Here is a 14,268-nt window from a genome sequence, read left to right on the forward strand (position 1 = left end):
GCTAGTGCTCTTGTAGGTTTGGCGACTGATCAGATCGCTAAAAGCCATGAATGTTCAATTTTGTGGGGATTCTTCAGGTTCCAGACGAATTTGTCGAACCTCGAGGGTTCTCATCCGTCGTCCACCAAAAAAGAAAAGGCCCATGCAAATGCATGAGCCTTTTCTTTTATAATGGCGGTGAGGGAGGGATTCGAACCCTCGTTAGGGATTAACCTAAACACACTTTCCAGGCGTGCGCCTTCAGCCAGCTCAGCCACCTCACCAAATTCTGTAAGAACAACATCGAACTATGTTCTGAGGGCGCGTATCTTATGGAATTCACCCTTTTATATCAAGCACTAATATCCTTTTAGGTTTAGTTTGAACGATAATTCATCAAACAAGGTTATTAAGCGTTGCCCTTAACCTGCATTTTTAATTGTTGAGCGAAATCAAGCATACGATCTAACGGAATTAACGCTTTATGACGTAATGCTTCATCTACAAAAATCTCATGGCCTGAGCCATCCGTTAACGCACTCTCAATCGCTTGTAAGCCATTCATTGCCATCCAGGGACAATGTGCACAACTACGACAGGTTGCGCCATTACCGCCCGTTGGTGCCTCAATAAAGGTTTTCTCTGGAGCAAGTTGTTGCATCTTATAAAAAATACCGCGATCAGTGGCGACAATAAAAGTCTCGTTATCCATTTTCTGGGAAGCGGCAATCAACTGCGACGTTGAACCAACAGCATCGGCCATTTCAACAATATTTTGTGGCGATTCAGGGTGAACTAACACCGCAGCGTCAGGATATTGCTGTTTTAGATTAGCCAGGGCTTTAGCTTTAAATTCGTCATGCACCACACAAGCCCCCTGCCACATCAACATATCTGCGCCGGTTTGTTTCTGAATATAACTTCCTAAATGGCGATCGGGCCCCCAGATAATCTTTTTACCTTCAGAATCAAGATGCTCAACAATCTCCAGCGCGATACTCGAAGTCACTACCCAGTCAGCACGCGCTTTTACTGCAGCCGATGTATTGGCGTAGACCACCACAGTGTGATCTGGATGCGCATCGCAAAATTCACTAAATTCATCAACCGGACAGCCCAGATCCAAAGAACAAGTTGCCTCGAGTGTTGGCATTAATACTTTTTTATTAGGGCTTAAAATTTTAGAGGTTTCCCCCATAAACTTCACACCAGCGACTATTAACGTATCAGCTTGATGATCACGTCCAAATCTTGCCATTTCTAGAGAATCAGCCACACAACCATTGGTTTCTTCTGCTAACGCCTGAATTTCAGGGTCAGTATAATAATGCGCGACCAACACAGCATTTTTTTCACGTAATAAAACTTTAATACGTTCTTTATATGCTTGTTTTTCCGCATCAGTTAGCGGTTGTGGTTTAGGAGGAAATGGATAATCCAGCATATCCAGATTAACGGCCTGATTCATGGTACAACTCATATAATAACGGAACCTTGCATTATACAGCATTCGCTAAAGCTTGGAAATCAAAGGCTTTAAGGCACAATTATATGAGTTAGATTTCTTTAGAATTACAAAATACGTCCTGTATTTTGCCTTGCGGGCCGCACACAAATGAGTATGGAACTCATTTGAATAGCTTCAGCTAGCCTGCAAAGCAGGTGAGCTACATGGATGGTGCGAATAAAAGTGCGTTAAACAAATATTGTCTGGAACGATATATAACAGCTTTAGCTGGCCTGCGAAGCAGGTGAATGACAGGATGTCATGAATAAAATTGTTCCAGACAATTTTTTCGTATCAGCTTCGCTGATTCTCATCCAGATTAACATTGAAAATAAAATAAAGTGGTGGGTCGTGCTGGATTACAAAATACGTCCTGTATTTTGCCCTGCGGGCCGCACTCAAGTGCGTTAAAAATTGTTCCAGACAATTTTTTCGTACCAGCTTCGCTGATTCTCATCCAGATTAACATTGAAAATAAAAGAAAGTGGTGGGTCGTGCTGGATTCGAACCAGCGACCAATTGATTAAAAGTCAACTGCTCTACCAACTGAGCTAACGACCCACTTAAACAACTTGGAAAGAATGTTGTATTGTGATTGCAACTGATTACTAACAAATCAAATTGCTGAAAATTACTAAGAGTGGTGGGTCGTGCTGGATTCGAACCAGCGACCAATTGATTAAAAGTCAACTGCTCTACCAACTGAGCTAACGACCCATCTTAATTAATTTTACTGACGCGCGAAACTGAGGGAGTGGTGGGTCGTGCTGGATTCGAACCAGCGACCAATTGATTAAAAGTCAACTGCTCTACCAACTGAGCTAACGACCCGCTCTGTCTGTCTCGACGGCGGCATATAATACTTATTTATGCCCTCGACGCAACCTAAAACAAACAAAAATATCAGATAAGTGTTTAACTGCCGAAAATAGCATCAAAAAAGCCAGCTATTTGATATTTTTTAATCGACTCTCAGCAAGTTTAGCTGCGGTAGTGCCGGCATATTCGCTTACAACCTGATTAAATAATTGCTCTGCTTCAGACAGATTATTTTGTTTTTGCGCAATCATGCCCAATTTCAAAATAGAATCTGCACGCTTAGTTGAATCAGTGTAGGTTGCAACCAAATAAGAGAATTTATTCTTAGCTTCAGACCAGTTTTGCTTGTTAAACAACAACTGTCCTAACCAATAATATGCATTTGCAGCATAGGACGAGTCAGGATATTTTTGCAAAAAGGCTTCAAACATCGGAATAGCATCATCGTAACGCTTTTCCTTTAATATGAGGTTAACAGCCTGATCGTAAGCTTCGCTCTCACCTGCAACCGGATCAGGCGCAGCTGGCGTCGTAGACGCAGGAGAGCCATCAGGTACAGGTAACATTGGAGTTAAAGCAGGTTTTTTCTGCATAACAGACTCTATGCGCTTATCAATTTCCTGATAAAGCTCACGTTGCCGTTCCAGAATCTGCTCAAGTTTATGAGTGTGTAGTTCAACAGAACCTCGCAGCTCGTTTACTTCATTCTGCACAGAATCAAGCTGCTGCTGCATTTGCTGTTGCATTTGGGTTCGGGTACCAACCATTCTCTCTAAAGTAGAAAGACGCTGTTCCAGATTACCACCATTAACGTCCACAACGGGTGCAGGCCCTGCACTTATTGCAGAGCCTGAAACCAACAAGGACAACAAAACAAGGGTGTTTTTGCTCATCCTGTTATCTTAGTTTTGGTAAACCAAAACCCCACGACGGTTCTCAGCAAACGCTGCTTCAGTGTGAGCAGGATTCACTGGTTTTTCTTCACCGTAAGAAACAACAGAAATCTGACTTGGGCTTACACCAGCATTTTGCAGGTAAGTAGCAACAGATTTCGCACGACTTTCACCCAAAGAAATGTTGTATTCTGGTGTACCGCGCTCGTCACAGTGACCTTCAATTACAACATTTACATTGTGGTGCTTCACTAAAAATGCAGCGTGTTTATCCAAAATTGAATAAGCATCTGAACGCAACGTGGCACGGTCAAAATCAAAATAAACCACCTGTTCTTGTTGCATCAGCATATTTTTGTCTTCACGCAGCTGCTCTTCTGGGCTCATTGTTTTTTCAATTGCACCAACCTGAACACCTGAATCCTGTGATTGAGAAGAAGATTGTGCCGCAGCATCGGCATTAGTATCAGCTTGTTCCTGAACACCGGAATTAGAAGAACATGCCATCATGGTCATCACCGGTAACGCAATAATTAAGCCTTTTAACACTTTGTTAAGTTGCATCCTGTAGATCCTTATCGTTATTCAAGTTGTTTATTTAATTATCATTGCTATCCAGCTACGGATAATACTGAATAGTGTCATACGTTATCGTAAAAAGGGTGACCAGCTCGGTGACTTCACTTGCCCATTTGCCGCGGGGAGTCTCGCTTTGAAACGCCCATCAAGTGACACTAACGACAACACCTGCTTTCCACCATCTAACGTACTGTACATGATCATACTACCGTTTGGCGCAATGCTTGGCGACTCGTCCAATTCGGTTCTGGTTAGAACCTGCATTGCCCCAGACTGAATATCTAATCTAGCGATACGGTAATCGCCTCTTGTTCGATTAACCAATACCAGCTGACGACCATCCGGTGTAAAGGTCCCTCCCAGATTCATTTCGCCGTCAAAAGTCAGACGCCTGACTTGTCCTGATGCTAAATTTACTCGATAAATCTGTGGTTTACCACCCCGTTCCGAACTAAAAATGATGCTTTTACCATCAGGTGCCCAGGCTGGCTCTGTATCAATATTGCGGTTTTTAGTTAAACGGCGCATTTGTTTGCTGGCAAGGTCCATTACATACAATTCAGAATTACCATCTTTCGACAACACCATAGCCAGTTGTTTGCCATCTGGAGAGAAAGCGGGCGCACCGTTTATTCCAGGAAATGAGGTCAAGCGCTCACGCTGCATGGTATAGATATCCTGCATAAAAATTTCAGAGCGTTTATTTTCGAAACTGACATACGCCAGTTTATTACCATCGGGCGACCAGGCGGGTGACATTAATGGTTCACGCGAACGTAATAACACAGACTCATTAGCACCATCGTAGTCAGCAACGACTAATTGATAGGGATACTCATTTGTCGCACGATCCCGCACAATCACATAAGAAATACGAGTTAAGAAAGCCCCACGAATACCGGTTAATTTTTCAAAAATAATATCGCTGATACGGTGCGCATATTGACGAAACTGATTGCCGTTAATTACCGTTTTACGACTATCTAAAATATGATCATTTGATTTTACCAGACGACCATTACTTAACATTTGCGCCTGACCACCGGTGATCTGACCACGTAAAACATCAACCAGTTCAAAGCTCACGGCATAGCGGTCAATTGAAACTTCCTCAATTTTCCCCACCACCACGGCCTCCACCCCGGCAGATGCCCAGGCCGCATAATCGATATCACCATCTTCACCGGGGAATTGTGGCATATGTGCCGGATTCATCGGATTAAATTTACCACTGCGGCGTAAATCAGCAGACACCACATCGGCTAAGGTTCCGGGTAACTGGCCTTGCCCAACAAATTTAAAAGGGACAACCGCTATTGGCCGGGCTGAATCAACCCCTTCAGTGATCACAATTTCCAAGGCAGCAAAACTGCTTACACTAAATAAGCTCAGTATTAATACACTCAGTCTCACAAAGGGTTTGAACATCATAGCTCCGGTTCTACTGTTAAATTGATATTACGTAATTGTTCATATATATCCGGCTCTGATGATACCGGTAAGGTTTCCGATTTCAATACCGCTCGTCGTGCTGCTTCGCAAACGATTGGGTCACCGCCTAAAACTTGTACACTGGTTACGAAACCTGTTGTCGCTAAACGAATATTCAAACGACACTTTTTACCATTCATCGAGTCATCCACCAATAAATTGCGTTGAATGGTGGTGTAGATTAACGACTTATACTTCTCTACCTCTGACAACACTTGCTGACTACGCGCTCTTTGACGTGCGGCCATTTCTGCCTGTAATTGCTCAGCCATTATTTTTTCCTGCCGCGCTTGTTCCTCAGCCGCTTTTCTCTTGCGTTCAGCTTCTGCTTTTTCACGTTTTTTCTTTTCTTCTAATTCTTTTGCTTTACGCGCCTCTTCTTTATCACGTTTTATTTTTTCCTGACGCTCGCGTTCACGCTTTTCTGCAGCTTCTTTTTCTTTACGCTTTTTTTCCTTCGCCTGAGCCGCTATACGTTCCTTACGTTTTTGTTCTGCCACCCGACGACGTTCCGCTTCCTGAACTTTCCGCTGCGCTTCTTCCCTTGCTTCACGTTTGACATCCTCACGTTTTTGACGTTGTTGCTCGACCGTTTTTGCATCAACCACCACGGCTTTTACGATTGGCATGGATAATTCGGCTGGTTTTTGTGGTGTAGAGCTGATATCAACACTTAACATCAGCAGAGTCACAATCACAACATGTAATAAAGCCGATTTCCAAATCGAGCCTGATAATGCACTCATACTATTTTTTCTGTTCCGGAGAATCCGTCATTAAACCCACAGAAGGTACGCCCGCTCGCTGCAATAACACCATCAGTTGTACGACCTGATCGTATGCCACGGCCCCATCTCCCTTAACTACCACAGGTATTTCAGGATCTTTTTGCAATTGTCTGGCAACTAACGTAGCTAAATCTTCCGCAGACATGGGTTTATCCTGACTGTCACCCACACTCAAATAATACTGGCCTTCCGCATCAACAGTCGCGATAAGTGGCGGTTTACTCTCATCTTTTAATGGCTCCGCGGACGCCTTGGGTAAATCGACTTTGACCCCTTGAGTAACCAGTGGAGCCGTTACCATGAAAATAATCAACAACACCAACATCACATCGATGTATGGCACCACGTTAATTTCAGAAACAGGCTTGCGCTTTTTACGGATATACATTTATTACCCCTCGCGCACTGTGCCTTCAGATGACAAGGTCTGACGATGTAAAATGCTGGAGAATTCTTCCATAAAGTTACTGTAGTTGTTTTCCAGTTTTTCAACCTGATGGCTAAAGCGGTTATAAGCAATAACAGCCGGAATGGCTGCAAACAAGCCCATAGCGGTAGCAATCAATGCCTCGGCAATACCCGGAGCAACCATGGCCAACGTTGCCTGTTGCACTTCACCCAAAGCAATAAATGCCGTCATAATGCCCCAAACTGTGCCAAACAAACCAATGTATGGACTGATAGAACCAGCCGTAGCCAGAAACGCCAGATTTTTTTCCAGTTCATCAATTTCGCGCGAGAGCGCAACACGCATTGCCCGATAGGTACCATCCATAACTGCATTTGAGGGTGTTGTTGGGCTTTTACGTAAGCGGATAAACTCCTTAAACCCCGCACAGAATAAACTTTCCATACCCAAAATTACCTGGCGTGCGGAAATTTCCTGATACAAGCGATTGAGGTCAACACCGGACCAAAATTTATCTTCGAACTTACGCATTTCCCGTTGCGCATTACCTAGCGTTTTACTGCGCTGGAAAATAAATGCCCAGGATACAATCGAAGTAAGCAATAAAATTAACATTACCAGTTTTACCAGCAAACTGGCTTGCCAGAATAAATCAAAAAAAGATAATTCAGCAGACACGCAGGAGTTCCTCTCTTATATGGCTTGGTATCGCGATCGCTCGCATTTTGGCTAAATCAACACATGCGATATGAATGGTCGCATCCACCAAAAGTTCATTTTGTTGATTGAATATTTGCTGATGAAAAACAAGACTGGCTTTTTTTAACTGAACAATTCGGGAACGAATAACCAACTGCGCATTAAATACCGCAGCTCTGAGATTATCCATATTTACCTGCCTTACGACAAAGCCGATATGACGGGTTAATAGTTCGTCCTGCTCAATACCTAACTCCCTTAACCATTCTGTGCGAGCTCGCTCCAAAAACTTAAGGTAGTTGGCGTAATAAACTATGCCACCAGCATCCGTATCTTCATAATAGACCCGGACACTGAATTCGTGTTCATCCCTCATACAATCTGACGTCAACCATGTTAATTAACACAAGGTAACATATATTTATTCGCTTGTGAGTAGCCAGTTACCGATGATTTTATACTGATTAACTTGAATAAATTATGAATATTTATGCATATTCAATAGAAACGCCTAAAAAGCGATAAAAGTTTTTAATAAAAATTATGTAAAAAGAAAGGCTTAGTTAGATAATCATCCTCTTATGTTAGCGCTAACTTAATCAAATACCTCACATTTAGATACATTGCGTTAACAAGTTCATATAAAACATTTACAAAATCACAGATTTAGCAAAACTATTTCTAATGGAATAATAATTAACCACCCGTGCGGACTTGATCATAATAATGCATTTTTAAAGGGTTTAAATAAAACCAATAGACTTAAATAAAGCTTGATAAAATAATTATGGATTAGATTTTCTAATGACAAAAATGTAATTTTTCTCAATTGATGAGAATTTATTCGCCACTATAATGACACTCGTTTTCTGAGCTAGCGCAACGATGGGTAACCATCATAGCCAGATTCCCTGCTTTATCCTTCTTGCGATAAACAGACATGTTCCCTGGAATTGTAATTCCCTTATCAACTTTGTTGTTTTGCCCGCTCATTGAGCGGGCTTTTTTTTGCTTAAAATGACGCAGCGTATACCAATTTCTAGACAGTCAGCACTTTATTGACAGGTAGATCACGGATACGTTTTCCGCACGCGTGATAAATCGCATTAGTAAGGCTGGCCGCAACTGGCGGAACACCCGGCTCACCGACTCCACCAGGTGGATGATCATTTTCCAGAATATAAACTTGCATGGGAGGGGATTGAGGCATGCGCAAAACAGGGTAGTCATGGTAGTTAGATTGCACCACGGCTCCCTCTTTATAGGTGATTTCGCCCATCAAAGCCAGCGACAAACCAAATACCATCGCCCCTTCCATCTGCGATTTAACCCGGTCTGGATTAACAGCCAATCCACAATCGGTAGCCAGATGCATTTCTAATACGGTCAGTTTGTTATTTTCCACTCGTACTTTAGTGGCGACAGCACAGTAGGAGACAAAACTGCGATGCACACTAATGCCCCACGCTTCATTTTTAACAGTAGGTCCCGCTGTATTTGCTTCTTTACATACCCGATTTAACACCGCTTTTAGACGCTCACCATCGATAGGAAAGGTTTCCTGCGGATCACCATAATTGCCGTATTCATAACCTTGTTTGTTTGGATTGGTAATTTTGTTTTCACCCAGCAAAGTCAGCCACATTGACTGAGTATCCTGCTTTGACGCTGAGGCTAATTCGTCAACAAATGAACCCAGCGCAAATCCATGTTGAATATTGCATACCGAACGTAACCAGCCAATTCGGGTATGTCCTGTGGCCTTGTGAGTCTCACAAGATAGATTGGCTACATCGACCGGTACATCACCAAAACCTAAGCCCAGTTCGCCTCCAGATGGTTCGTCTGTGGTACTGGTAAAGGTCCAACTAATTGACGGGAAGCTAGTGCGCTGGATCCAGGCAGTGACTTTGCCACTTTCATCCATACCAGCTTCGAAAAACTGGCTGCTTATGGCGTGGTAATAACCATTTTGGATATCGTCTTCCCGCGTCCAGCATACCTTTACCGGTTTGCCTGTTTGCTGTGCCAGATATGCCGCTTCCACCGAAAAATCAGGTTTGGATTTACGCCCAAATCCGCCACCTAACAAAGTCACATGTACTTTCACCTTATTTTTATCCAGACCTAAGATGCTAGCGACGGTATTTTGCGTGCTCTGCGGTGTTTGAGTGCACGCCCAGATTTCCATCATCCCGTCTTTGAATTGAGCGGTAGCTGCTGGCGGCTCCATTGGCGCATGCACCAGATAAGGCACATTATATTGTGCACTAATCCGTTCACTGGCAGATTCCATTGCAGTATAAGCATCCCCCGCGTGCCGAAACACTTTGCCTTTAGACACAATGCGTTTTTGCATATCGGCATGAAAAGCAGCTGAATCGTGTTGTTTATTCGCACCGGTATCCCAGTCTAATTTTAGTTTTTTACGCCCTTGTATCGCAGCCCAGGTATTGGTTGCGATCACAGCCACACCGGGTAGCGGTTTAAACACTGCAGGCAAGGTTTGATCGGGCATTTTTATCGTTTTTAAAACGCCTTTTACTTTCAGGCATTCACTGTCATCAACACTAACCAACTTAGAACCTAACACTGGCGCACGTTCGATGCTGGCATACAACATTCCCGGTAACTGAACATCCTGGCCGTAGGTGGTATTACCCGTTACAAACGCTGACATATCCACACTGGATAAGCCTTTTCCGATATATTTAAAGTCAGCTGGTGATTTAAAGGTTAAATCCTGTTTTTTGGGTGCTTCGAGCAATGATGCAGCACGAGCCAGCTGTCCAAAGGATAAACTCTGACCATTGAGTTTATTCACCACCTGATGATCCAGTGCTTCAACCTGATCACTCGCAACGCCCCAGTTATTGGCCGCCGCTTGTTCTAACATAGCGCGAGCCGATGCGCCCATTTCTCGCATGACAGAATAAAAATGGCGCATGGAGCGAGAACCATCGGTGTTTTGACTACCGTATTCCTCGTTAGCCAAGCCTTGTATTACCTCAATTTTGCTCCAGTCAGCCATCAATTCATCGGCAAGCACCTGCGGCAATCCGGTGCGAATTCCCTGCCCCATTTCGCTGCGGTGACAAATAATTTCGACCGTATTGTCGGTGCGAATACTCACAAACAAATTTAATGCATTGGCGCTGCCGGTTGCTGCCCACGCTGGCGCCCAGCCCGGCATACTTGCCCCCAAGACTAAACCACCGCTAACAATCCCGGTTTGTTTTAAAAACTGACGACGCGATAAGTTATTGATATCACTCATGGCTAGGCTCCCATTTTTTGACGGCGCTGGCCGCAGATTTAATCGCAGCTTTTATACGCGGATAGGTGCCGCAACGACAAATATTGCCCTGCATGTGATTATCAATATCAGCGTCTGTTGGATTGGGATTACCTTCAAGCAAGGCAACCGCACTCATGATTTGACCAGACTGACAATAGCCGCATTGCGGTACGTTGTGCTCTGCCCAGGCTTGTTGCACAGGATGACTGCCATCCGCAGGCAACCCTTCGATGGTTGTTATATTTTTATTTGCCACTGCCGACACCGGCATAGTGCAGGCACGAATGGGCTGACCATCCAAATGCACGGTACAGGCACCACATAACGCCATACCACAGCCATATTTTGTGCCGGTCATATTGAGCATATCGCGGATAACCCATAGCAAGGGCATGTCCGCTTCTGCATCAACCGTCACAGGTTTATTATTGAGATTAAAACTAATCATGTTCTTGTCTCCTTTTGGCTGCTTAGCCAGTTTTGCAAATCAGTTTGAGTATCGATATCCAGCCAACCTTGTTGCAGCGCTACTGAACGAATTTGTTGTGGATATTGATCAATGATTTTTTTCGCGCCGTTATCACCTGATAAAGCTAATAACCCTTTAAAAAACTGCCGGGGGAAAATAGCCGGAACACCTTCAATACCTTCATACTGACTGACAATAATATGTGCTGGATATTGCTTTGCTGCATCACATAACTGCTGAATATGTGTTGCAGACACGCTGATGTGGTCAGCCAATCCAATTAACATATGTGTACACTTTTCAGGCAAATTATTAACACCTTCAACAATACTGGTACTTAAACCATGTTGCCAGTTTGAATTCTTAATCACTGGTAAGGAAATGTTGCACTGCTGCCGAATCTGTTCAGCATTTGCTCCCAGCACAAGACTGATATCTGGCATGTCAGCATATGCCTCAAGGCAATATTGCAACAAACATTTACCTGTTGAATTAACCTTTGCTAATTGCTTAATACCGTTAAAACGCTGACTTTGTCCTGCTGCAAGTATGACTGTACAAATATGAATCATGGCTCATTACCAGATATATCTTTTTGACTGGGTTTATCTCTGCCATTAAACATAACGCTATGAAGCTCGGCTAAAGTAGCCAGCGCAATCGACTCGGGCAACTCTCCACCTAACGCAAACCCCATTGGGTTAGATAACAGCACAGGCAATTGCGCTTCAGAAATGCCTGCTGTTGCTAATACTTTTTGTGTTCTATGGCCTGGGCCTAATAAACCTAAATAGTGCAAAGGAGCATTTTTAAGTAAGTTTAAAGCGTTAGCATCCAGTTCAATATGATGATTCATTACTATTGCAGCATCGACACTGCCGAACCATGGCTCGTCAGCAATATCAGACAAAGGTAAGCGCACAATGCGAGTTGCGTTTTTAAAACTCACGGCACGGGTATCCGTCATGCGCGAGTCACACAGAGTAATTTGCCAGCCAAATTCAGTGGCCATATTCACCAGTGGTAATGCATCAAGTCCGCCACCAAATATTGCTAAATGTACCGGTGGCTGTATCCGGTGCGATAAGATAACCGGTACTGTTTTTGCGCTTGTATCTGGTCGCTCTAAAACCTTGTTAACATAACCATGTGAATGCCTTTCAATTTGGTAATTCACAGCATTATGCGACAACATGTTTTCATGAAGTGTGATCAATTCAAGATGGTGATTTTCGGCGGTAATAGGTTGCAATAAAATAGTGACTTTCCCCCCGCAGCCCAAACCTAATTGCCAGGCGAAATCACCTTCATCAGAGCTGTCATATTCAATGATTCGGGCTTGATGACTATCCCAGCATTTTCGGGCCTGACGCAAAATATCAGCCTCTAAACAACCACCACTTAACAGACCATAATATTGCCCGCTGTCGTTTAACAGCATCATGGCACCGGGTTTACGATAACAACTGCCTTCAGTGGCAATAATAGTGCCTAACGCCCAGTTACATTCATTTTTACGCGGTGACCACTGATTTAACAGGTTGACAATATGATTCACGACTGACTCCTGTTATTCACAGGACTAAGAAGCATATTATGTAAACTGGCTGCACCGATGCCGTTTTCAGTTATTCCGGCTTCGATATCACGCACTAACTTAACCAATCTACGATTCACCGGCGTTGCAATATCAACCAATTCAGCCTGTTTTACCAATTGCGAATTCAAAAAATCAATTTCGGTGCGTTTATTATTTTTAATGTCCCACCACATAGAGGTATAAGCATCCTCATCTATTTGCAGCATTTGATTTGCCACTCTTTTGAATAACCAATCAGGCAAACTTAATATGCCCGGCAGCCAGCTGGCTTTAACGCGGGTAAGTTGCGGCAATGTAAGCTGTTTTTCGTTTGTAACGGCTAACAATTCGCGCATTAATTGCGCAATAATTTGGCGATATGGACGCTGTAATAACATTTGTTTAACTGGAATATCAGCCACAGCATTGACCGCATTGGCTAAATTTAATTGCAGCTTTGCCCATTGCATTGCTTCAATATTATCTATCGATTTCGCTAAAAACAAAGGATGATTAAACAGGGAAGCTAACTGCTCGCCTTCACGTTTATCACCTGTTTCAAGGTATAAATCACCTTCGGTTGATTTGTGCAATCCGCTATCCGTTTTAACCACATTAAAACCAACAATGGCTTTAAGTAATTTATTAGCTGGAAAAAATTGCTGAATAAGCACATCACTGCCCAGGCCATTTTGGCAGGCAACAATTGTTGTATCGGGATGAACAAAAGGAATAAGCTCATGCAATGCAGATTCAAGTCCGGTGCATTTAACAGTCAGCCATACGATATCCGCTTTTTTAAGTTCTTTGTTGCTCACTTGCTTACCGGCGAGATCTTGCCAGTTGGGCAACGCTGTTAATAACTGATGCTGCTGATAATCAGTTAATGAGAAAGTACTATCAAACTGCTCAAGCCATAACTGGCGCCCGATTAAGGACACTCTGCAGCCCATTTCATTTAGCATGCAGCCTATATAGGTGCCAATTAGACCTGCACCAAATACCAGATGTTGCTTCATCCATGTGCCTGTTGTTTTTTTATTTTTTATCACTCTAGCGTTAATGCCAAGTTCGCTGCAAGCCAAGTTGCATCACAGGCATAAAAAAAGCGCCCTGAGGCGCTTTTTCTAAGATAAATAAGGTTTAAGCTTTACGACGGCGCAAACGAACCAACCCCATTGCCGCAATCACAAATAGTGCAAGTAAAGAAGGCTCAGGTACCTGACCGTTTGTTGCATCTTTAATATTAAGACCGATTGAGGCGTTGCTAAATGAAATTGATTGAAAACCACTAAAACCTTCATTGGCATCACCCAATGTAGCACTGGTTAATAAATCAACTAAACCAGCCCCTAACGCCTTAAAAGTTAAGGTCGCCAGTAAAATATTAGAGCCCAATACAGGAGGTACACTTGGAAAACCAGCTAACAAACCACCCAGACCGTCGTCAGATACAAAAGGAGGAATAAAATTCGGTGCGATTAACATGCTTTCTAAACTTACTAATGCACTATCAAAATTAAGGTCTAAACCCCAACCTAAAAATGCATCGCCATCGAACTCAGTAGAGGCGACAAGATTAACGGTGATAGATTCGCCTACGTTTACATCTGTAGAAGTCGTAGGTTGAAAGGCTAATATCACATCAGCATTAGCGACGGTTGTTACTAAACTGGTTGCAGCCAGAATCGCTGCTGCAAATAAATTTTTAAGCTTTAACATTGTTATTTTCTCTCACAAAATTTTGTCATTGCGCTG

At 43.2% G+C, this 14,268-nt stretch carries 14 protein-coding genes and 4 tRNA genes; all 18 read right to left on the reverse strand.

Going from position 1 to position 14,268, the window contains the following annotated elements; genetic code table 11:
* Positions 1-172 precede the first annotated feature (172 nt).
* The 18 genes from H8B19_RS02375 to H8B19_RS02460 all read right to left on the reverse strand — a co-directional run bounded on the left by H8B19_RS02375 (position 173) and on the right by H8B19_RS02460 (position 14,232).
* Positions 173-263: transfer RNA gene (locus H8B19_RS02375), tRNA-Ser, on the reverse strand.
* A 125-nt stretch (positions 264-388) separates the two neighbouring features.
* Positions 389-1,447, reverse strand: a complete 1,059-nt coding sequence (nadA, locus tag H8B19_RS02380; RefSeq protein ID WP_186505190.1) for a quinolinate synthase NadA — start codon at positions 1,445-1,447, stop codon at positions 389-391.
* A 524-nt stretch (positions 1,448-1,971) separates the two neighbouring features.
* Positions 1,972-2,047, reverse strand: a tRNA-Lys gene (locus tag H8B19_RS02385).
* An 80-nt stretch (positions 2,048-2,127) separates the two neighbouring features.
* A tRNA-Lys gene (locus H8B19_RS02390) sits at positions 2,128-2,203 on the reverse strand.
* 38 nt (positions 2,204-2,241) lie between these two features.
* Positions 2,242-2,317: transfer RNA gene (locus H8B19_RS02395), tRNA-Lys, on the reverse strand.
* Positions 2,318-2,433: 116 nt separating this feature from the next.
* The gene (ybgF, locus tag H8B19_RS02400; RefSeq protein WP_186505191.1) at positions 2,434-3,198 is read right to left on the reverse strand and encodes a tol-pal system protein YbgF; all 765 of its coding nucleotides are present in this window, start codon (positions 3,196-3,198) and stop codon (positions 2,434-2,436) included.
* 9 nt (positions 3,199-3,207) lie between these two features.
* Entirely contained in the window at positions 3,208-3,762 is a 555-nt protein-coding gene (gene pal, locus H8B19_RS02405) for a peptidoglycan-associated lipoprotein Pal (RefSeq protein ID WP_186505192.1), read from the reverse strand.
* Between the two features lie 84 nt (positions 3,763-3,846).
* Positions 3,847-5,205 carry a Tol-Pal system beta propeller repeat protein TolB gene (gene tolB, locus H8B19_RS02410; RefSeq protein ID WP_186505193.1) on the reverse strand — a complete coding sequence of 453 codons (1,359 nt, stop codon included), beginning with the start codon at positions 5,203-5,205 and terminating at the stop codon, positions 3,847-3,849.
* Entirely contained in the window at positions 5,205-6,014 is an 810-nt protein-coding gene (tolA, locus tag H8B19_RS02415; protein WP_186505194.1) for a cell envelope integrity protein TolA, read from the reverse strand. The genes tolB and tolA overlap by 1 nt, the downstream gene beginning before the upstream one ends.
* A gap of 1 nt (position 6,015) precedes the next feature.
* A complete protein-coding gene (tolR, locus tag H8B19_RS02420) occupies positions 6,016-6,444 on the reverse strand; it encodes a protein TolR (protein ID WP_186505195.1) in 429 nt (142 codons plus the stop codon).
* Positions 6,445-6,447: 3 nt separating this feature from the next.
* A complete protein-coding gene (gene tolQ / locus H8B19_RS02425; protein WP_186505196.1) occupies positions 6,448-7,143 on the reverse strand; it encodes a protein TolQ in 696 nt (231 codons plus the stop codon).
* The gene (ybgC, locus tag H8B19_RS02430; RefSeq protein WP_186505197.1) at positions 7,133-7,540 is read right to left on the reverse strand and encodes a tol-pal system-associated acyl-CoA thioesterase; all 408 of its coding nucleotides are present in this window, start codon (positions 7,538-7,540) and stop codon (positions 7,133-7,135) included. Before ybgC ends, tolQ begins: the two co-directional genes overlap by 11 nt.
* Before the next feature lie 663 nt (positions 7,541-8,203).
* The gene (locus H8B19_RS02435) at positions 8,204-10,441 is read right to left on the reverse strand and encodes a xanthine dehydrogenase family protein molybdopterin-binding subunit (RefSeq protein ID WP_186505198.1); all 2,238 of its coding nucleotides are present in this window, start codon (positions 10,439-10,441) and stop codon (positions 8,204-8,206) included.
* Positions 10,434-10,910, reverse strand: a complete 477-nt coding sequence (locus tag H8B19_RS02440) for a (2Fe-2S)-binding protein (RefSeq protein ID WP_186505199.1) — start codon at positions 10,908-10,910, stop codon at positions 10,434-10,436. The genes H8B19_RS02435 and H8B19_RS02440 overlap by 8 nt, the downstream gene beginning before the upstream one ends.
* Positions 10,907-11,503, reverse strand: a complete 597-nt coding sequence (locus H8B19_RS02445; protein ID WP_186505200.1) for a nucleotidyltransferase family protein — start codon at positions 11,501-11,503, stop codon at positions 10,907-10,909. The genes H8B19_RS02440 and H8B19_RS02445 overlap by 4 nt, the downstream gene beginning before the upstream one ends.
* Positions 11,500-12,489: an XdhC family protein gene (locus H8B19_RS02450; RefSeq protein WP_186505201.1), complete on the reverse strand. Its 990-nt coding sequence runs from the start codon at positions 12,487-12,489 to the stop codon at positions 11,500-11,502. Before H8B19_RS02450 ends, H8B19_RS02445 begins: the two co-directional genes overlap by 4 nt.
* Complete coding sequence (locus tag H8B19_RS02455; protein ID WP_186505202.1) at positions 12,486-13,529, reverse strand: 2-dehydropantoate 2-reductase; 1,044 nt, start codon at positions 13,527-13,529, stop codon at positions 12,486-12,488. The genes H8B19_RS02450 and H8B19_RS02455 overlap by 4 nt, the downstream gene beginning before the upstream one ends.
* A gap of 124 nt (positions 13,530-13,653) precedes the next feature.
* Entirely contained in the window at positions 13,654-14,232 is a 579-nt protein-coding gene (locus tag H8B19_RS02460) for a PEP-CTERM sorting domain-containing protein (RefSeq protein ID WP_186505203.1), read from the reverse strand.
* Positions 14,233-14,268 lie beyond the last annotated feature (36 nt).

It is taken from the genome of Neptunicella marina (genome assembly GCF_014270035.1).
Lineage (GTDB): Bacteria > Pseudomonadota > Gammaproteobacteria > Enterobacterales > Alteromonadaceae > Neptunicella > Neptunicella marina.